Annotated in this window: 17 protein-coding genes; 9 read left to right on the forward strand and 8 right to left on the reverse strand. The window is 40.0% G+C overall.

Features of this window, described 5'->3' with window-relative positions; all coding sequences use genetic code 11:
* Positions 1-171 precede the first annotated feature (171 nt).
* The 4 genes from ABDW32_RS21440 to ABDW32_RS21455 all read left to right on the forward strand — a co-directional run bounded on the left by ABDW32_RS21440 (position 172) and on the right by ABDW32_RS21455 (position 7,286).
* Entirely contained in the window at positions 172-2,271 is a 2,100-nt protein-coding gene (locus ABDW32_RS21440) for a cation-translocating P-type ATPase (RefSeq protein WP_343565879.1), read from the forward strand.
* Positions 2,272-2,434: 163 nt separating this feature from the next.
* On the forward strand, positions 2,435-5,005 hold the full coding sequence (gene gyrA, locus ABDW32_RS21445) for a DNA gyrase subunit A (protein ID WP_343565880.1): 2,571 nt from the start codon (positions 2,435-2,437) through the stop codon (positions 5,003-5,005).
* 5 nt (positions 5,006-5,010) lie between these two features.
* The gene (locus tag ABDW32_RS21450) at positions 5,011-6,111 is read left to right on the forward strand and encodes a tetratricopeptide repeat protein (RefSeq protein ID WP_343565881.1); all 1,101 of its coding nucleotides are present in this window, start codon (positions 5,011-5,013) and stop codon (positions 6,109-6,111) included.
* A gap of 2 nt (positions 6,112-6,113) precedes the next feature.
* Positions 6,114-7,286, forward strand: coding sequence for a tetratricopeptide repeat protein (locus ABDW32_RS21455; RefSeq protein ID WP_343565882.1), 1,173 nt, complete (start codon positions 6,114-6,116; stop codon positions 7,284-7,286).
* 128 nt (positions 7,287-7,414) lie between these two features.
* On the opposite strand, the gene ABDW32_RS21460 is transcribed toward ABDW32_RS21455, so the two are convergent.
* On the reverse strand, positions 7,415-7,906 hold the full coding sequence (locus ABDW32_RS21460; protein ID WP_343565883.1) for an FKBP-type peptidyl-prolyl cis-trans isomerase: 492 nt from the start codon (positions 7,904-7,906) through the stop codon (positions 7,415-7,417).
* Between the two features lie 155 nt (positions 7,907-8,061).
* On the reverse strand, positions 8,062-8,472 hold the full coding sequence (locus ABDW32_RS21465; protein ID WP_343565884.1) for an OsmC family protein: 411 nt from the start codon (positions 8,470-8,472) through the stop codon (positions 8,062-8,064).
* Positions 8,473-8,667: 195 nt separating this feature from the next.
* On the opposite strand from ABDW32_RS21465, the gene ABDW32_RS21470 reads away from it, so the two are divergent.
* Both ABDW32_RS21470 and ABDW32_RS21475 read left to right on the forward strand, forming a co-directional pair.
* Positions 8,668-8,916 carry a hypothetical protein gene (locus tag ABDW32_RS21470; RefSeq protein WP_343565885.1) on the forward strand — a complete coding sequence of 83 codons (249 nt, stop codon included), beginning with the start codon at positions 8,668-8,670 and terminating at the stop codon, positions 8,914-8,916.
* Positions 8,917-8,968: 52 nt separating this feature from the next.
* Positions 8,969-10,153, forward strand: a complete 1,185-nt coding sequence (locus ABDW32_RS21475; RefSeq protein WP_343565886.1) for an MFS transporter — start codon at positions 8,969-8,971, stop codon at positions 10,151-10,153.
* A gap of 121 nt (positions 10,154-10,274) precedes the next feature.
* On the opposite strand, the gene fabV is transcribed toward ABDW32_RS21475, so the two are convergent.
* Entirely contained in the window at positions 10,275-11,477 is a 1,203-nt protein-coding gene (gene fabV, locus ABDW32_RS21480; RefSeq protein WP_343565887.1) for an enoyl-ACP reductase FabV, read from the reverse strand.
* A 161-nt stretch (positions 11,478-11,638) separates the two neighbouring features.
* Here fabV and ABDW32_RS21485 point away from each other — a divergent pair, with 161 nt between their 5' ends.
* Positions 11,639-12,577, forward strand: a complete 939-nt coding sequence (locus ABDW32_RS21485) for a multidrug resistance efflux transporter family protein (RefSeq protein ID WP_343565888.1) — start codon at positions 11,639-11,641, stop codon at positions 12,575-12,577.
* 19 nt (positions 12,578-12,596) lie between these two features.
* Here ABDW32_RS21485 and ABDW32_RS21490 read toward each other — a convergent pair whose 3' ends face one another.
* The 3 genes from ABDW32_RS21490 to ABDW32_RS21500 all read right to left on the reverse strand — a co-directional run bounded on the left by ABDW32_RS21490 (position 12,597) and on the right by ABDW32_RS21500 (position 15,826).
* Positions 12,597-14,387: an ABC transporter ATP-binding protein gene (locus ABDW32_RS21490; protein ID WP_343565889.1), complete on the reverse strand. Its 1,791-nt coding sequence runs from the start codon at positions 14,385-14,387 to the stop codon at positions 12,597-12,599.
* A 160-nt stretch (positions 14,388-14,547) separates the two neighbouring features.
* Positions 14,548-15,342 (reverse strand): S1/P1 nuclease, encoded by a 795-nt coding sequence (locus ABDW32_RS21495; RefSeq protein WP_343565890.1) that lies wholly within the window; start codon positions 15,340-15,342, stop codon positions 14,548-14,550.
* A gap of 22 nt (positions 15,343-15,364) precedes the next feature.
* Positions 15,365-15,826, reverse strand: a complete 462-nt coding sequence (locus tag ABDW32_RS21500; protein ID WP_343565891.1) for a DUF4268 domain-containing protein — start codon at positions 15,824-15,826, stop codon at positions 15,365-15,367.
* 100 nt (positions 15,827-15,926) lie between these two features.
* On the opposite strand from ABDW32_RS21500, the gene ABDW32_RS21505 reads away from it, so the two are divergent.
* Positions 15,927-16,463, forward strand: a complete 537-nt coding sequence (locus ABDW32_RS21505) for a lipocalin family protein (RefSeq protein ID WP_343565892.1) — start codon at positions 15,927-15,929, stop codon at positions 16,461-16,463.
* Here ABDW32_RS21505 and ABDW32_RS21510 read toward each other — a convergent pair.
* Positions 16,460-16,765 (reverse strand): hypothetical protein, encoded by a 306-nt coding sequence (locus ABDW32_RS21510; RefSeq protein ID WP_343565893.1) that lies wholly within the window; start codon positions 16,763-16,765, stop codon positions 16,460-16,462. The two genes, ABDW32_RS21505 and ABDW32_RS21510, sit on opposite strands and share 4 nt — an antisense overlap.
* 114 nt (positions 16,766-16,879) lie before the next feature.
* Positions 16,880-18,184, reverse strand: coding sequence for an ammonium transporter (locus ABDW32_RS21515; RefSeq protein WP_343565894.1), 1,305 nt, complete (start codon positions 18,182-18,184; stop codon positions 16,880-16,882).
* A gap of 250 nt (positions 18,185-18,434) precedes the next feature.
* Here ABDW32_RS21515 and ABDW32_RS21520 point away from each other — a divergent pair, with 250 nt between their 5' ends.
* A complete protein-coding gene (locus tag ABDW32_RS21520; RefSeq protein ID WP_343565895.1) occupies positions 18,435-19,487 on the forward strand; it encodes an outer membrane beta-barrel protein in 1,053 nt (350 codons plus the stop codon).
* The last annotated feature ends 6 nt before the right edge of the window (positions 19,488-19,493 follow it).

Raw genomic sequence — 19,493 nt, forward strand, 5'->3', positions numbered from 1 at the left:
AACATTGATGATGTGCAAATAAAAACAAATTTATCGTTTTCTTCACGGTGGCCAAAGATTTTTTTGTGCTATGGAGGAACTAAAATGTTGCATAGCTAAACAATTTTAGTTTAGATAAAAAGCATTATCAGGAAATACCTATCTTTGCTTAAAGACATTACATGCTATTAAATGAAGGAATCCAACGTGCAAACTGAACTCAACGTAACCGGAATGCACTGTACAAATTGTGCTATTTCAATCCATAAATACCTGGAAGATAATGGAGCTAAGGAGATCTACGTTGATTTTGCTTCAGATGAAGTGAAATTTTCCGATATTCCTCCGGATCAGGTGCCGGCACTTGTTAAAGGAATAGAATCATTGGGTTATAGAGTCGTCAGGGACAAAGACAGCAAAGTCAGCTTCTGGAAGTCAGTTGAATTTAAATTCCTGATCTGTCTGCTCTTTACCATTCCATTATGGAGTCATATGTTTGTGAACCACCCGTTGTTACATGATCCTTATATACAACTGGCTTTTTGCACGCCTGTCTATCTAGTCGGTTGTTTTTATTTTGGTCATAGTGCCCTACGCTCGCTATGGAATAAAATGCCTAATATGGATGTGCTCATCTTCGTGGGATCCACTGCGGCATTTGTTTATAGTACTATTGGCACATATTATAAACTTGGACATGATTATCAATTTTACGAGACCTGTGCGACCATTATTACCCTTGTTTTTATGGGGAATGTACTCGAAAGACGCGCTGTTACCAAAACCACATCCGCGATCAAAGATCTGGTTAAATATCAAGACATTAAGGCGATTAAAATCGTAGATGATCAGGAGATTGAAATCACCGCGAAAGAGATCAAATTCGGAGATATCCTGAAAGTAAATACAGGCAGCCTGGTTCCTGCAGATGGCGATATTCTCGACGGACATGGTTGGATTGATGAATCCATGATCACGGGCGAGAGCCTGCCCATCGAAAAAACAAAATATGAAACCGTTATTGGGGGCACACTGCTTACTGCTGGCAATATCAGAATCACAGCGACCAAAGTGGGGTCTAAAAGTGTTTTGTATCAGATCATTCAGTTGATCAAGGATGCACAGCATAAGAAACCACCCATTCAAAAATTTGGTGATAAAGTAGCCGCTTATTTTGTTCCTATTGTTGTTACGATCGCCTTTTTCACCTTTTTTATTGTTTATTTTATTGCCCAGCTACCTTTGCAACAAGCACTGATGAATGCTATCGCAACGCTTGTTGTGTCCTGTCCTTGTGCGATGGGTCTGGCTACACCAACAGCAGTGATGGTAGGACTTGGTCGGGCTGCCAAACAAGGGATTCTCATCAAAGGCGGCAGCATAATCGAAGAGTTGTCCGAGCTCAAACAGATGGTTTTTGACAAAACGGGAACGTTGACAACCGGCGATTTTAACATTAAGGCTATTCAGACCTTTGGTATCGAACAATCCCAGGTGGAGTCTATTATAGCGCAACTGGAAAGTTATTCCAGTCACCCGATTGCCCAATCCATCCGCAGGCAGCTCAAGGAAATAAAGTCTTACCGCATTATTTTCAAAGAAGTCAATGAAATAAAGGGACAGGGAATATTTGCTACGGACACCAATGGCAACAGCTACTCGATCTGTAATGCAAAGATTGGTAAAAAAGATTATTCCAACCGATACGATCTGACACTGACCATCAATGAAGTCGTCATTGCGGGTATCGTTCTCGAAGACCAGATCAAGCCCTATGCAAAGGAGCTTGTTCAATATTTAAAAGATAAAGGTATCAGACCAATTTTATTAAGTGGTGACCGACAAAGTAAATGCGAACGTACGGCGCAAAAACTAGGCATAGCGGATGTATATTGGGAAAAATCGCCTAGCGAAAAACTTGCGATCCTCTCCGACCTGAGAAAGGCTGCTCCGACAGCTATGGTCGGTGACGGCATCAACGATGCTCCTGCCCTTACGGCGGCTGATGTCGGCATTTCTCTAGGGGATGCGACCCATGTCGCCATTCAGTCCGCAAAAGTCATTCTATTGAACAATGATCTGAAATCAATTGAAAAGCTTCTTCAGGTGGGACATCACACGCTGCTGACCATTAAACAAAATCTCTTTTGGGCATTCGCGTATAATATTATCGCAATCCCATTAGCCGCAGTAGGCTTCTTGGGGCCTATGCTCGCCGCTTTAAGCATGGCCTTCTCCGACCTCATTGTCATCGGCAACTCGATCCGCCTGCGCTTTAAAAAATTGAAATAAAAACAATACGGCGTAAGTACCAAGACAATCCATAAAAGATTGTCTTTTTTGTGTATATTAGGGTTCAATTCATTCGCTTTTGAGGTTAAATTTTTGTAACTTCGCATGCGTAGCAAGCCAAGTAAAAAGGCTTGCTTACTAGTTTTATTGAAACCAAATTCATATGGCTGAAGAAACAGAAAACGACAACAATCTTGTTCCGGCAAACGACCGGATTATCCCAATCAATATCGAGGATCAGATGAAGTCTGCTTACATTGACTATTCCATGTCGGTCATTGTATCCCGGGCTCTTCCTGATGCACGTGATGGCATGAAGCCTGTACACAGACGTGTTCTTTATGGTATGTTGGACTTAGGGGTTACCAGTGGTAAACCTTATAAAAAGTCTGCCCGTATCGTTGGTGACGTATTAGGTAAATATCACCCACATGGTGATTCCTCCGTTTACGACACCATGGTTCGTATGGCTCAAGATTGGAGTTTACGCTATCCGTTGGTGGATGGTCAAGGTAACTACGGTTCCATTGACGGTGACCCTCCTGCGGCAATGCGTTATACTGAGGCGAGATTAAAGAAAATCGCTGAAGAAATGCTATCCGATATCAACAAAGATACTGTTGATTTCCAAAATAACTTTGACGACTCCCTACAGGAACCTACCGTATTACCAACACGTATCCCTAACCTTTTGGTTAATGGTGCTTCTGGTATCGCCGTAGGTATGGCAACAAATATGGCACCACATAACCTCTCGGAGGTCATTGACGGTACTATAGCGTTCATCGACAACCGTGATATTGAAGTTCCGGAATTGATGCAGCATATTAAAGGGCCTGACTTCCCAACTGGGGCATTAATCTATGGCTATGCTGGCGTTCAGGATGCTTGTAATACCGGTCGTGGCCGTATTGTCATGCGCGCTAAAGCAGAAATAGAAACGACCAAATCCGGAAAAGAACAGATTATTGTGACCGAGATCCCCTATCAGGTGAATAAGGCCAACATGATTGAACGTACTGCTGATTTGGTTAACGAAAAGAAATTGGAAGGTATTTCGGCTATTCGTGATGAGTCTGACCGTACGGGTATGCGTATCGTGTACGATATTAAACGTGATGCCAATGCCAATGTAGTGTTAAACAACCTATTTAAATACACAGCACTACAAACCTCCTTTTCAGTCAATAACATTGCTTTAGTTAAAGGAAGACCTGTGCTTCTGAATCTGAAAGATATGATTCACGAGTTTGTGGAACATAGACATGATGTTATTGTCAGACGTACGCGTTATGAATTGGCAGAAGCTGAAAAACGTGCCCATATCCTAGAAGGTTATCTGATCGCGCTGGATCATTTGGATGAAGTCATTAAATTAATCCGTAACTCCGATACACCAGAAGATGCGCGTATTGGATTAATGGAAAAATTTGGTTTATCTGATCTTCAGGCACGTGCGATCCTTGATATGACCCTGCGTCGACTGACAGGACTGGAACGCGATAAGATCAAAGAAGAGTATGCTGAATTGATGAAAACAATCGACTACTTGAAATCTGTTCTGGCAGATGAAGATCTTCGGATGAAGATCATCAAGGATGAGTTAATTGAGATCAAAGAAAAATATGGTGACGAACGCCGCTCACAGATTGTACATTCTGCTGAAGATATGCGTATGGAAGATTTTATTGATGACGAAGAAATCGTAATCACCATCTCCCACAACAGTTATGTTAAACGTACGCCGTTATCTGAATATAAACGTCAGGGTCGTGGTGGCCGTGGTTCAATCGGAACCAATACTCGCGAAGAGGATTTTACAGAACATATCATTACAGCTTCGGCACACAATTATATGCTTCTATTCACCGAAGCGGGTCGTTGTTTCTGGTTACGTGCATTTGAGATCCCTGAAGGTAGCCGGACTTCTCGTGGCCGTGCGCTTCAGAATATCATTAATGTTCCGAAAGAAGAGAAAATCAAAGCCTTTATCTTAGTAAAGAACCTGAAAGACCAGGAATACTTAGAGAACAACTTCATTATCATGTGTACTAAAAAAGGTACCATTAAGAAAACGTCTTTGGAAGCTTATTCCCGCCCTCGGGCAAATGGTATCAATGCGATCAACATCAACGATGGCGATCAATTAATCGAAGCATGTTTGACTACAGGAAGCAGTGAGATTGTCATGGCATTGCGTTCAGGTCGCGCCATCCGCTTTAATGAATCTACAGTTCGTCCAATGGGCCGTACAGCAACTGGCGTTCGTGGTATTACCCTATCTTCCGAAAGTGATGAGGTGATTGGCATGATTAGTGTCAATGATTCAGAAACGACCGTATTGGTGGTTTCGGAAAAAGGCTATGGAAAACGTACCGATATCGAAGACTACCGCGTCACAAATCGTGGTGGCAAGGGGGTCAAAACTATCAACGTAACCGATAAAACGGGTGAATTGGTTGCTATAAAAGGTGTTACCGATGCCGAAGATCTGATGATCATCAATAAGTCAGGTATTGTTATCCGGATTGCCGTAGAGGAATTACGCGTCATGGGCCGTGCGACACAAGGCGTAAGACTCATTAATCTGAAAGATAACGATGAGATTGCTTCCATTACTAAAGTAGATCGTGAGGAAGAATCAGATGAAGAGACCGGCGATATCGAGAATTCAACAGAAATAGATAACGAAGGATCAGCTTCTGAAGAAAACATAGATTCAAACGAAGAATAAACTGCATGAAAAACTTACTGATATCATTGTTAATATCTGCAAGTAGTTTAACTGTTGCTGCCCAATCAAATCTGAAAGAGGGCAGCAACAGTTTTGCTTTATATACCAAAACGGGGGATTTCAAGCACCTTGAAAACGCCCGAAAGTTTGCTGACGCTGCATTCCAAACAAAAAAAGACACAACTTCTGTCAACAATAACCTGTTAAGGGCTTTGGTATATAGTTCCCTGGCAGTTGCGGATTCAACTCGAAAACAACAGTATAAACTAGACCCTATCGATATATCCATCAAATCGTTAAAATTACTGGATGCCAAAAAAGCGCGACGGAATTTTCCTGCCGAGATGGACTATGTACGTCAGAATCTTGCCGGTGCAATCTCCTATCAAGGCAGTGTCGCCCTAAAAGATGAGAAATTTGATAAAGCATATAAAGCTTACCTTCGCATAGACTCGCTAGGTTTTAAAAATCGTGATCTGAAATATAATCTTGCCGTACTCGCCGGAAAAAACAAAGATTATATGAATTCCATTAATTACTATGAGCAGCTCATTAAAGCTGAAGATCCAAAGCCAAATTACTTTTTGGAATTGGCACAAATTTATAGCTTAGGAGGTACTAAACAGGATGTTTTAAACGTTCTAGAGAAAGGACGTGCTATATTCCCTGAGAATAAGCAAATACTTTTTAGATTAATAGATGTGTATTCAGCCAATAATTCGTATGATGCAATATTAAATGTGATCGCTGATGCAATTCGTCTGGAACCTGAAAATGTTGAATTGAATTACATTGCTGGTTATTCTTACGAAAATGCAAATGATCTAAAAAAAGCAAAAGAATACTATAATAATGTCTTACGATTGGATCCGAATAACTATCAATCTAATCTTGCATTAGGCTTAATTAATCTCGAAACGTTATTAAAAGATCCGACAAACCAAGATATAAAGGAGTTGACAATCGAATATTTATTAAAAGCAAACGAGATCAAACCTTATGATGTGAATGCCTTAAAAGCATTGGCAAAGTATTATACGCTTATAGATGATGCGTTGCAATTGGACAGGGTGAATTTATTATTGAATCAATTAACAGTTAAATAGATATGAATTTAAAATCTCTATTATTATTAGCGGCAATAGGTACTGTATCTACATCAGTTTCTTTCGCCCAAACGGGTAACGTAAAAAAGGCAAAAACTGGTCTTGCAAAGTTTCAGGAATTAAAAGATGCCGGTACTGCACAATTAGGCTTACCAAATCTAAAATCAGCAAAAGAGGCTATTGATGCTGCTGTTATTCATGAAAAGACGAAAGATAACGCAGAAGCTTGGACCGTATACGCTTTAGTGAACGCAAACCTTTCAACTATAGATAAATCCGCTGAATTGGCAAAACTTGCAGAAGATGGTATTGCTAAGGCAAAACAATTGGATACCGATGGCGCTAATAAAGCGAACATCACTGTGGCTGAGCAAATTCTTGGACAATACAACTTCAATATTGGTGCGGAAGAATACCAGGCACAAAAATATGCCGACTCCTATAATTCATTCACCAAAGCATTGACTTATCTTCCCGGGGATACGCTAGTGACTTATTACAGCGGTGTAGCGGCATTGTCCAACAAGGATTATAAAAATGCGATCGAACGTTACAAAGAGTTGATCCCTAGAAAAGATTTCTCTTCGCATAAAACAATTATGGTAGATTTGCCTAAATTGTATTTAACGTTACAAGACACCACATCTGCTCTTGAATATGCAAAGAAAGCTGCAGAAGCTTATCCTGATGACAATGCAGCAATGACACAAAACATCGAGTTGAATCTGATCACAGGTCACGAGAAAGAAACAATTGATGCGATCACTTCTCAATTGGCTAAAGATCCTTCAAACAAAAGCTTAAACTATTATTTAGGTATTGCACAAGCATCAGCAAAAAATGATGAAGCTGCAATTGCTGCATACAAAAAAGCGCTAGAAATCGATCCTAATTTCTTTGAGGCAAATACGAATTTAGCGATTACGCTGATGAATAAAGTCCGTGAAAAATTAAATGTTGTAAACAACAACAGAAAATTGACGCAAGCGCAATATAATACAGAGGTAGACAAGATTAAAGCAGAATTAAAACCTGTTTTACCTTATTTAGAGAAAGCTGTTGCTCTACAACCTAAAAACATAGATGCGTTAACGAATCTGAAAAACTACTATGTTTTTATGCAGGATGAGGCGAAAACAACTGAAGTCAATGCTAAAATTAAAGAATTAGAATAAGTTTTATATTTTCTAAAACCAATAAAAAACTCCCCAGCGTTTGCTGGGGAGTTTTTTATGCTTGAACCATTATAATTTTCGCAGAAGATTAGTCTCTACCGTCTGAAAAAGATATTTCCTACTCGCTATTATAAAACAGCAATCAGCTCGATCTGAAAAATCAGGGTACATTCGCCACCTTTTCGGGGCAATAGCTCTTCCTTTCCATAAGCTAAATGCGGAGGGAGAACAACTTGCCATATTGATCCGACGGACATCATACACATGGCTTCCTGCCAGCCACGGATAAGTTCATTGATATAAAATGTTTCTGGCCGCTTACGTTTATAAGAACTATCAAAGACTGTTCCGTCCAATAATTCCCCTTTATAATGACAGATTACTTTGGATGTCTTTGTCGGAATTTTGCCGGCACCTTCAGTCAATATTTTATATTGTAAGCCTGAAGGACAAACTGTCACTCCCGGCTGTGTAGCGTACTCCGTCAGGAATGCGATGCCTGCTTCCCTATTCTTTTCCAATAACGCCGTAGCGCTCAATTTATTTTTCTTTTTCTGTACCAAAGTAATCTTATTTAAATGCCGTAACCCGCTTGTCGATACAGCATATACAGCTTCCAACACTATAAGTTCTGCCTATTCGGAAATACGGCATACTGATGCTCAAAGTAACAGCTTTTTATCTTTTTTACGAAAAAATGCGGTGATATTTTAAAGTATCCTAAAATATCACCGCATTTATTTGAAGATTACAGTATTTTTTATACGCCAAAATACTACAGCAAAGTAGCATGTAGCGTTTTTTCAAAACTAAATGCTTTACTGACGGGACAATTTTCTTTTGCCTTATGAGCAAGCGCTTGAAATTCCGATTCCTCAATAGCAGGTACTTTTGCGGATAGTTCCAGCTCCGAGCGTACAATTGCACCATTTTCAAACAGGATAGTAGCTACCGTTTTAAGCTCATCAGGTATAAATCCAGCTTCTGTTAAAAATGCGCTCAGCTGCATGGTAAAACATCCGGCATGGGCGGCGGCCAATAACTCTTCGGGATTGGTTCCGACGCCATCTTCAAACCGTGTCGAAAAGGAATACTGTGTATGGTCCAAAACCGTACTATCTGTAGTCAGATTTCCCTTACCTTCTTTTAGATTCCCATTCCATAGGGCTGTTGCTTTTCTTCTCATGATTATATTTTTGATATTGTATAGTTATTATCGCTCTGTAGGCTGCGCAAATCTTTCCGAGAAATCACGCGCTCGGTCCATTAGATACGTATCATGATAACAACAAACCTGCTTCTAAAAAGTTGCATTTTTTCTATAAAATCCTGTCGCACTGTTGAAGAAAGTCTCGTTATTCACTACAATAAAACTAAACTCATGAATAAATTAGCGTACCTCCTTATCTTAGCAACATTCACTTCCTGTAAAACCCGTCAAAATACGCAACAGTCCCTAATTCAGGATTGTCCCGAAGAAAAAATTGTCAATAAAATTCCTGGGCCACCCGTAAAGGGAGAATCTGAAAAAGTCTACTATATCTACCAAGGGAAAAAAGTGTCTCCGAAACAATTTGATCAAGCCTGGCTGGAAAAAAACTGTGAGGTTAAGGAGACAGTCGTCTACTAATTTTATTTTTAAAAACAAGTCTAAACACGTACTTTTGCCTAAAATTTTTAAAATGACAATTTCTCCTCGAGAGGTCAACAAAAAGATTTTAGGCTATGTTTCTTTAACTTTCCTCGGTTATTTCACAATTGGCTTATCACTTGCGACCTTACCCATTTTCATCCATCAGATATTAGGTTTTAATACAATTATCGCCGGATTGGTCATCAGTGTACAATATATAGCGACCTTTTTACTTCGGGGGTACGCCGGAAAAATCGTAGATACCAAAGGTCCAAAAGTATCTGTATTGCGCAGCATGCTTTTTTTTACCCTTTCAGGGATCTTACTCCTATTTGTATTCTTATTCAGATCGCAGCCTCTTATCAGTCTCAGTTTGCTGTTGATCACCAGATTATTTACCGGAATTGCTGAGGGTCTGGTCGGTGCCAGCCCGATCAACTGGGCTTTAATGGAGCTCGGCGATGAACATGCGGCCAAAGCGATCTCCTTTAATGGTATCGCAAGTTATGGCGCACTTGCGCTCGGAGCACCACTGGGGGTATTAATGGCCGACCATATCAATTATCAGTCATTGGGACTGCTGACCTGCGCCATTGGTATCCTGGGCTATCTTTACGGCAAGTCAAAAATTCCTTTTCGGGTGATCGCAAAAAAGGCAAGCGCCGTAAGTTTTAAGCGTGTACTATTGACTGTGACTCCATTTGGGACCTGTCTAGCGCTGGGTGGTCTTGGTTTTGGAAGTATATCTACTTTTATGACGCTGTATTACGAGCATTTTAGCTGGCAGAATGGTGCTGCATGTTTGACTATTTTTGGTATTTTCTTTATTTTAACAAGACTTATATTCAATAAGGCTATTGATCAATATGGAGGCTTGAAAGTCGCCCTGGTCAGTCTTTTCGTAGAATCATTAGGCTTATTGGTTATCGCCCTCGCCCTCCATCCCCTTTGGACACTTCTTGGAGCAGCATTGACTGGACTGGGATTTTCACTCGTTTTTCCTGCCCTGGGTGTAGAAGCCATCAAAAAGGTGGATCAAAGTCAGCAAGGATCGGCATTAGCTGCCTATGGCTTATTTATTGATATTTCACTTGGAATTACAGGTCCCTTGATCGGCTTTGTAGCAAACAATGTTGGCATGACAAGTATCTACCCTTTCAGTGCCATTATTGTGGGTATAGGTTTCGCGATTGTGGGCAATTTATTATATAATCAGAAACCAAAGCTAGCCTGAAGCTCTTTCATATGCATTGAATATACATAAGCAAAAAGGATATGTATATAAAATGATCAAATAACAAAAAAGGCTAACATAGCGTTAGCCTTTTCCATATCACTCGTATTGCTACGTTATGTTAGTTTTCGATGCTCGGCACAGGAACGACCTCATTGGTGTCAGCGTTGTAATCTATACCATCAAAATTAAAACCAAATAAATTGAAAAACTCATTACGGTAACCTTCGATGTCAGAGATCTCGGCTAAATTCTCCGTATTTGCTTTCTCCCACAGTGCAGCAACTTCTGCCTGCACATCTTCCCGCATCTCAAGGTCATCAACGCGTATTCTGCCTTTGTCATCAAGCAATACATTGCCATCAGCAGTATAAAGACGCTCGGCAAACAAACGTTGCATCTGTTCGATCGTCCCTTCGTGAATTCCTTTTTCTTTCATGACTTTGTACAATAAGGAAATGTACAAAGGCACAACTGGAATCGCAGAACTAGATTGAGTTACTAACGCTTTGTTTACAGAAACATAAGCTACACCATGCAAATCACTTAAAATCGCATTGATTGCCGGTACAGTACCTTCCAAATCATCCTTCGCACGGCCAATCGTTCCATTGCGGTAGATTGGATAAGTCAATTCTGGGCCAATATAAGAGTAGGCTACAGTCTTTGCGCCATCTGCCAAAACTCCGGCGGCTTTCAGATCTTCGATCCAAAATTTCCAGTCTTCCCCACCCATTACCGCAACCGTGTTCGCAATATCTTCGTTATTTTCCACAGGTTGGATCGTAATATCCGAAACAACACCTGTATGGAAATCTACCGTTTTATTGGTGAAAGGCTCCTGTATAGGTTTTAAAACAGAAGCGTATGCAACACCTGTTTTCGGGTGTGTACGACGCGGAGACGCCAAACTGTAAACCACCAAATCTACCTGTCCAAGATCTTTTTTGATCAAGTCAATAGTCTGTTTTTTTATATCATCCGAAAAGGCATCACCATTAATACTTTTGGCATATAGTCCGGCTTCATGGGCTTCTTTTTCAAAAGCTGCAGAATTGTACCAACCAGCGGTTCCCGGTTTACCCTCTGCCGCAGGTTTTTCAAAAAATACACCGATTGTAGCAGCTCCAGAACCAAACGCTGCAGAAATCCGGGACGCGATACCAAATCCTGTTGAAGCACCGATTACCAATACCTTCTTCGGACCATTCGCGATCTCTCCTTTCGATTTCACGTATTCAATTTGATTTTTAATGTTTTGCGCAGCCCCTACTGGATGCGAGGTTAAACAAATAAAACCTCTAGTTCTTGGTTGTATAATCATCTTGATGAATTTTCTTACTACTTGTTTTATTGATTAGGCAAAATAAGGAATTTTAAATGAGAAAATCGCCATAAAAATCAATTACTTTTTGTTTCATTTCCGATTAAACGGCCATTTCCTTACTTTCACTGTATTAAATAAACCGCACATTTATTTTATTTATGCCAGGCCAATTTACAATAAAAAACAATAAAAATACGGCACTTTTTTTAGGAATGGTTGCTGCATTATTTTTCGCAAGTACCTTTGTCCTCAACCGGGTTATGGCTGTCTCTGGCGGAAGCTGGCAATGGACAGCATCCCTACGTTTCCTCTGGATGCTTCCTATCCTGTTTGTTATCGTAGGCGTTAGAGGTAATTTATCGCCGCTCTTTCAAGCCATTAAATCCAATCTATTGCAGTGGATACTATGGAGTACAATAGGTTTTGGGATATTCTATGCTAGCCTTACATTTGGTGCTAGTTTTGGCCCTTCTTGGTTGGTTGCCAGCACCTTTGAATTTACCATTATTGCAGGCATGTTTATCGGCCCATTGCTGGAAAAAAAAGGACATCGTAAAGGAATTTCCAAAGCTTCACTCCTGTTCTCTATCATTATCTTTTTAGGCATCATATTGATGCAAATTTCCGAAGCACGTACAAGTTCCATCAAATCCATGTTATTAGGAACTGTCCCCGTATTAATCGGGGCCATTGCCTATCCTTTAGGAAATCGTAAAATGATGCAAATAGCGGGAAGTAAATTGGATGCCTTCCAACGCACACTGGGCATGACCTTATGCAGCATGCCTTTTTGGATTCTGATCAGCATCTTCGGCTATATGGACAGTGGATTACCAACAGAGGGTCAAATGTTGCAAACCTTCATGATTGCGATCTTTTCGGGGGTAATCGCCACACTCCTCTTCTTTACAGCAACAGATCTGGTGCGCACCGACCACAAGGCCCTCGCAGCGGTAGAAGCAACACAAGCCATGGAAGTGATCTTTACATTATTGGGCGAAATAATACTATTACAAGCCACTTTTCCAACTAGTTACTCCTGTGTAGGGATTGCGCTCGTTGTTATTGGCATGATACTCCATAGTCGCGCCAATTAAGGATTGGAAGCATAGGACATCAATTTTCATCCGCCTGTAAGGTCTTGCTGATCTTACTTAAATTCAGGCTATTGGCCATAGCGGAAAAAATCTCATAATAAATACCTTTATGCATATAAAGCTCCTCATGTTGTCCCTGCTCAACAACATGGCCTTTCTCCATAACGACAATTGCATTTGAATCAATAATCTGGGAGATGCTGTGTGATACAATAATTACAGTACGATCTTTCTTGATCGCATCAAGGCTATTTTTAATCTGCTCCGTAGCAATGGCGTCTAAATTTGCTGTGGGCTCATCCAGAAAAATAATGGGCGGATTTTTCAGAAACAATCGTGCAATCGCAATACGCTGCTGCTGTCCACCAGAAAGTAATTGTGCATCAGAATCGTAACCGTTTGGCAACTCCATAATCTGTTGATGGATATAGGCTTTTTTTGCTGCTTCCACGATTTCTTCCCGTGAACTTCCCATCTTGCCATATTCAATATTCTCAAATATTGTCCCTTTAAAAATATGGTTACGCTGCAGCACCATACCAATATGTTGCCGGAGGAATGCAGTATCATAATCTGCCAAATCAACACCATCCAATAAAATCTGCCCACCTGTCGGTTCATAGAATTTATCCAACAAGTTGATAATTGTACTTTTCCCGGCACCACTTAATCCAACCAAGGCTGTAATTTCATTGGGTTTAATAGCAAAACTGACATCTTTTAGGGCTTGTGTCCCATTGGGATACGCAAAGGAAACCTGACGCAATTCCAAATGACCCTGAATTTTTTCCGGCCGATAAATTCCTTTTGATTCAATCTGATCATCCGATTCCAGGATCTCAAAAAAAGACTCTGAATAGATCAGGGCATCATTGACCTCATCATAAATGCGGTGCAATTGGCGAATTGGTGCCGAGACATTGTTAAACAGCATGATATGGAACATAATGGCCCCAATTGTAATTTGTCCAGATAGCACCAAATAAGCTGTCAATACAATAATGATAACAACTGCAATCTGTTCCACAAAATTCTTTATGCTATCGTAAAAGAAGCTCGTCTTTCGGGTTTCCATCTGATTCTCAGTCATCTCAAATTGAATCTTCTCATGTCGTTTTGCTTCTTCAGGCTCCCGCACAAACGATTTGATCACGAGTATTGATTCAATAAGACTGATAATTCGATTATTTTTAGATTCACGATAATTACGCATTTGTCGCCTAAAGCCTGTTAGTTTTGAAGCCTGCGTCTGGCTGATGTAGAGGTATAGCGGAATAACAGCAACTCCCACCAGCCCAACGTATATATTGGCATAGAACATACAGACCAACGCAATGACTGCGTTGGCAAATAAGGGCAAAATATCAATGAAAAAATTTTGCACCAAACGTGTAAGTGAGCTGATGCCTGCATCGATACGCGTAGCTAATTTTCCACTTTCATTATCTGCTGAAGTATAAAAAGCAAGTTTATAAGTCAAAATGCGGCTCACAATAGACTGCGAAAAATCACGTGCAATATAAATTCGGAGTTTTTCCCCATAGAATTTTTGGCCAAACTGCACCAAGGCATAGATAATTTCTTTCAGCAACAATACCGCACTGATGATCCCGACGATATACAGCCCCTTAGACAATGGCTCATTGGCCACCATCATAGCATTGATGGTATCTACTGTATACCGCAGAATAAATGCGTTGATTTGAGCAGCAAATGACCCCACCACGGTCAAAAGTAAAGTGTATACAATTAGCTTTCGATAAGGCCGCGCAAAGGGAACAATTTTTTTAAACAGCTGTGGAATAGTCATGGAGAAAGTTTATGATACGCATGGAACAAGTAAGCAGTACGCTTTGTTTAAAAGTAAATAGAAAATTATATAAATTCTATCCAGCAAAATTAAATTATCAAGACAAAAAAAATCGTACCATAGGATATGATACGACTTACTATAAAATACTAAAAATAGCTTATCCAAAAATACGGTTCAACACTTTTGCCAGACGCAGACCGCCTTTTAGCAGACATTGCTCCATGGTATCTTTATTTTGATAAACATAGGAATAAGATAGATTCGCATTATTAGCTACATCGGCATAAATCTTTTCGGCAAGCTGATTCGACTCATACAACCAGTTAGACAATTCACCAGCAGCCAATTGTTCGTTTTCCTTCTTACCATTGACGTCTAAGACCGTTGCATATTCTGTATAACTATACTTCTCATTATCTACTAGATCACTGTCCCATACGCGGTGAATATTCGATTTTTTTCCAAACCAACTCACTTCTATTTTATTTCCACCCTGATCTTCTGCACGGCTGACATGCATTGGTTGATGTGCATCCCCCAAGATATGGATCAAGAAATAAAGGTTCTGCTTCTTTTGATCCAGTGAAATATTTTTATCTGCAAAAGATTGCTCAATACGGATTGCTGTTTTGTACAAATTTTCATCATCCGAATTTTCAAGTCCCTGTTGAAATTCAGCCCAAGGCAGATTTGAATTTAAATTTATAAAATGGGAATTACCTAGCTTCTTAAAGTCCGGATTAGGATCCGACTTGATAAAGTCCCCCCAGTTTGCCCAATACGCCAACTTTTGCTGTCCAATGATTTTTCCAATATTCTTTTTCGCTTTCTTGCTCAAATGACGTTCGGCTATCTCTGCGACAACGCGATGCCCAATAGTTCCCCAGGCAAATACCGATGAAAGTTGAAAACACAAAGCCACAGCCAGCAAACCCTTAATCATTTTTTTCATTGTTGTATTTATTTAATTATAATTATTTAAAAATATCGAATGCATATTTTGCGGAGGACCAAAACTCGTCGAGGGCGACCATTCGTGGTTTAAAGAAAGCGATCAGCTCTCCCCACGCTTCTTCCTTAAAAATACTGTGGCCTTCCAATGTTTTGTAGATTTGACAGATCGGCTTGCCATACTCATCGTATCCATCCATATCCCAGTCCCACTCCTCACCTAAAATATCATGAAGCAAACTTTTATACTGCAGAAATTGCTCTGCCATCAGTGCACGGATCCCCGCATCTGTATGCGACCAGATGATCGCAATTTTTGCAGACTTCTTATCGGCATCCATTTTGAAATACAGGTGTTTGATCCCTGTTTTATAGTTGACCCAATTTACCTTGTCGCCATCAGCAGATGAATGCAGGGACATGAATTGTCCAAACTTGGTCCAGAATAGCTGTTTTAATTGTTTGACCTCTTCTCTAGAATACACAAATACAATTTTTAAGTCAACAAAATTAAGAAAATAGCTCGGTATGCCTAAACCATATTGGTATTAAAATTGTTGTTTTATCAACAAATAAATTCAAAAGATGAATATAGACAAGAAAAAATCGCTCTTACTGCTGGCCGCTGTGGCTTTGGGAACTGTGGCATACAATGCATTAAAACCGGTGATATCGCGCCCAGATGTAGTGGACCCTTTTGACTTAGATAAATACCTTGGAAAGTGGTTTGAAATCGCCCGGCTGGACTTCCGTTGGGAACGAGGGCTCAGTCAGGTTTCGGCGGAATACAGTAAAAATAAAAATGGAACGATCCGTGTGAATAACCAAGGCTATTCAGAAGAAAAAGAACAATGGAAACAGTCTATTGGAAAAGCCAAATTTGTCAATGGCCCGCACGAAGGCGCGTTGAAAGTATCCTTCTTCGGTCCATTTTACAATGGTTATAATATTGTGAAAATAACCCCGGATTATAAATATGCCCTTATATTCGGAGACAATCTAGATTATATGTGGATTTTGGGTAGGGATACAGCTATTCCCGAAAAGGTCAGAAATGAGTTTCTAACGTATGCATTGCAATGCGGATATGAAACAGGCAACCTTGTATGGACAAAACATTAGTCGAAAATAGGTGCCAGTACCTGATAATTGAGGGTGGGATCCTGCGCTAGAACATCAGCAATCTCCTGAAGATCCTGTTGATCGATAGCATGTTTGATCCCCGCATTGTATAGATTTGCAAGAAATAACGCAGCATCACGCTTTTCAGTTAGTGCTAAGATAGAACTTCCAACATAGAAATTGAGAACAGATGTGGCATAATCGCCAAATATATTAAAGCCAAAATCGCCATTTTTTTGTAAGGAATAGCGCATCATTTTCTCAAAATCCGAACGTAAGGTATCTTTTGTAGTATCTTTCATAGTATAAACTCAAATATTTCAGTCTATTTAACCTTTGGCAAAGGTGCAAAAAAAATCCCAAACAATGCTGTAAGGAAAAGCATTGTTTGGGATGGTATTTTCTGATCTATCGGATTAAAGAGCCTCCGCGTGTTGAGACACATCCAGACCAAGTTCCTCATCAGTTTCCTCTACACGAAGTGGAGAAATCAGATCCGTTACTTTTAAGAGTACCAAAGAGCCAACAAAGGCAAAGAAAGACACCGCAAAGAGGGCAACAGTATGCACAAAGAATAATTTAGTTTCTCCAAAGAACAAGCCATTGTCAACAACTAGAGGATTAACATTATGATGAGCAAATACACCCGTCAGCACCATACCTACCATACCGCCGACGCCATGACAAGGGAATACATCCAAGGTATCATCGATACTTGTTTTACTTCTCAAGTACACAACTAGATTACTGATCAATGCAGCAACCAAACCAATAATCATGGCATGCGGAATACTGACAAAACCTGCCGCTGGTGTGATCGCGACCAATCCCACTACCGCACCGATACACGCACCCATTGCTGATGGCTTTTTGCCGCGGATAATATCGACAAAAATCCAAGCCATTGCCGCCATCGCTGAAGCGGTCGTTGTCGTAGCAAATGCGTAAGCTGCCAGTGTATTGGCACCTCCAGCCGAACCCGCATTAAATCCAAACCACCCAAACCATAATAAAGCTGTACCCAAGATCACATAACTTATACGAGCTGGATTATGTGTCTGAGATTTTCGGCCTTTCAAATAAATTGCTGCTGCTAGAGCTGCCCAACCTGCTGACATATGTACAACGGTACCACCAGCAAAATCAAGTACACCAAATTTTGCCAGAATCCCTTCTGGATGCCATGTCGCGTGAGCCAATGGCATGTAGATAAAGATACCGAACAGGATAATAAACAGCATATAAGAATTGAATCGGATACGTTCGGCAAAAGCGCCCGTAATCAATGCCGGTGTAATGATCGCAAATTTCAACTGAAACATTGCGAATAAGACCAACGGAATGGTTGGCAATGCCCCCCAGGCAATATTACCCAAGGTTCCTTTCATCATAAAGAAGGTACGTGGATCACCTATAATCCCACCGATATCGTCACCAAAGGCTAGGCTAAATCCGACGATCACCCAAAGGATTGTCATCAAACACATACAGATAAAACTTTGCATCATCGTCGAAATCACATTCTTTTTACTGACCATTCCGCCATAAAAAAATGCAAGGCCGGGCGTCATAATCAACACTAGCGCTGAAGAAGTCAATAACCAGGCCGTATCTCCGGTATCAAATTCTGCTTTGTCCAATGCAGACAAATCTATAGATGGAAATACTAGTCCCAATACGCCCAAAAGTACCAGAACAAAGAGTGGAATAATTTTTTTCATTTGTTTAAACTGATTAGTGTTTATTAATACATCAATAAATTGTTAAATAGAATACAAAAAAACAAAACAAAACCCTATTTATTCTTATTGTTTTGACAAATATAAAGTGTTTTTATTAAAAAATTACTATCAAATATTATTTTTTATAATTTTTTTTACATAATTTCACATAAAACAAAATCAAAACCACAAAAACCTATTTAAAAATCAGCTAAAAACTCAAACAAATCAAACTTAAAACCTCAAAAACATGAAAAAAATCATAACAATATTCATTTTTTCAATATTTTTCATCAACAAATCAAAATCACAGGAAGAAAACAAAGAAAAAACAGTAGAAATATCAGGATCAGTCGACACATATTGGAAATATGACTTCCAAAACAAGCCAAACATTAATACTTATTTTACGGAAGACAACAACTCAGTTTCCATTGGTATGGTCGATCTGGCGCTAAAGAAGAACTTTAAAAAAGCATCCTTTGTCGGAGAATTGTCTTTCGGACCGCGGGGACAATATAAATCTATTGTAAACGGAGACGGCCAACCTGGCGATGACAAGAACAGCTTTCATATTCAAAACTTGTACGTAGGTTATAATCTGACCGATAAACTCAATCTTACTGCCGGGTTTATGGGCACATTTGTTGGGTTTGAGGTTATCTCACCTACCTATAATTTCCACTATTCAACCTCTTATTTATTCGGCGCTGGTCCCTTTCAAGATGCCGGATTGAAAGCAACCTATAGTTTCTCGGATAAATTTGCGCTGATGGTCGGTATATTTAATGACTGGAATGTATATCAGGATATAAATGGTGTGTCGCACCTTGGCTCCCAACTAACTTACAGACCTAACGAAAAAGGCAGCTTTTACCTCAACTTTCTGACAGGCTCTTCCGCCGGCGGCAAATCAAATTACAGCTCAGGAACGTTAGTAGATTTTGTAGGCAATTACGACTTCACGCCCCAATTCTTCCTTGGTGTGAATGCTACGCATTATAAGCGAAGAGCCGAAGGTGGATATACTGGGATAGCACTATATCCAAGAGTTCATCTCTCAGAACATTTTGGCATAGGCCTGCGTGAAGAGTTCTTCCAAACCCACAAAGAAGAAACCAATGGTACCCCAAGCTCCAATATATTAGCAACAACATTGACTGCCGAATATAATTATCACGGCTTCAAATTTATTCCCGAAATAAGAATTGATAAAAGCAATACCGAAAAGTTCATCAAGAACGATCTTTCTCCAACAAAATCAGCAGGACAATTCCTATTGGCCTGTGTATATAGTTTCTAGATACGC

The organism is Sphingobacterium sp., assembly GCF_039596235.1.
Classification (GTDB): domain Bacteria; phylum Bacteroidota; class Bacteroidia; order Sphingobacteriales; family Sphingobacteriaceae; genus Sphingobacterium.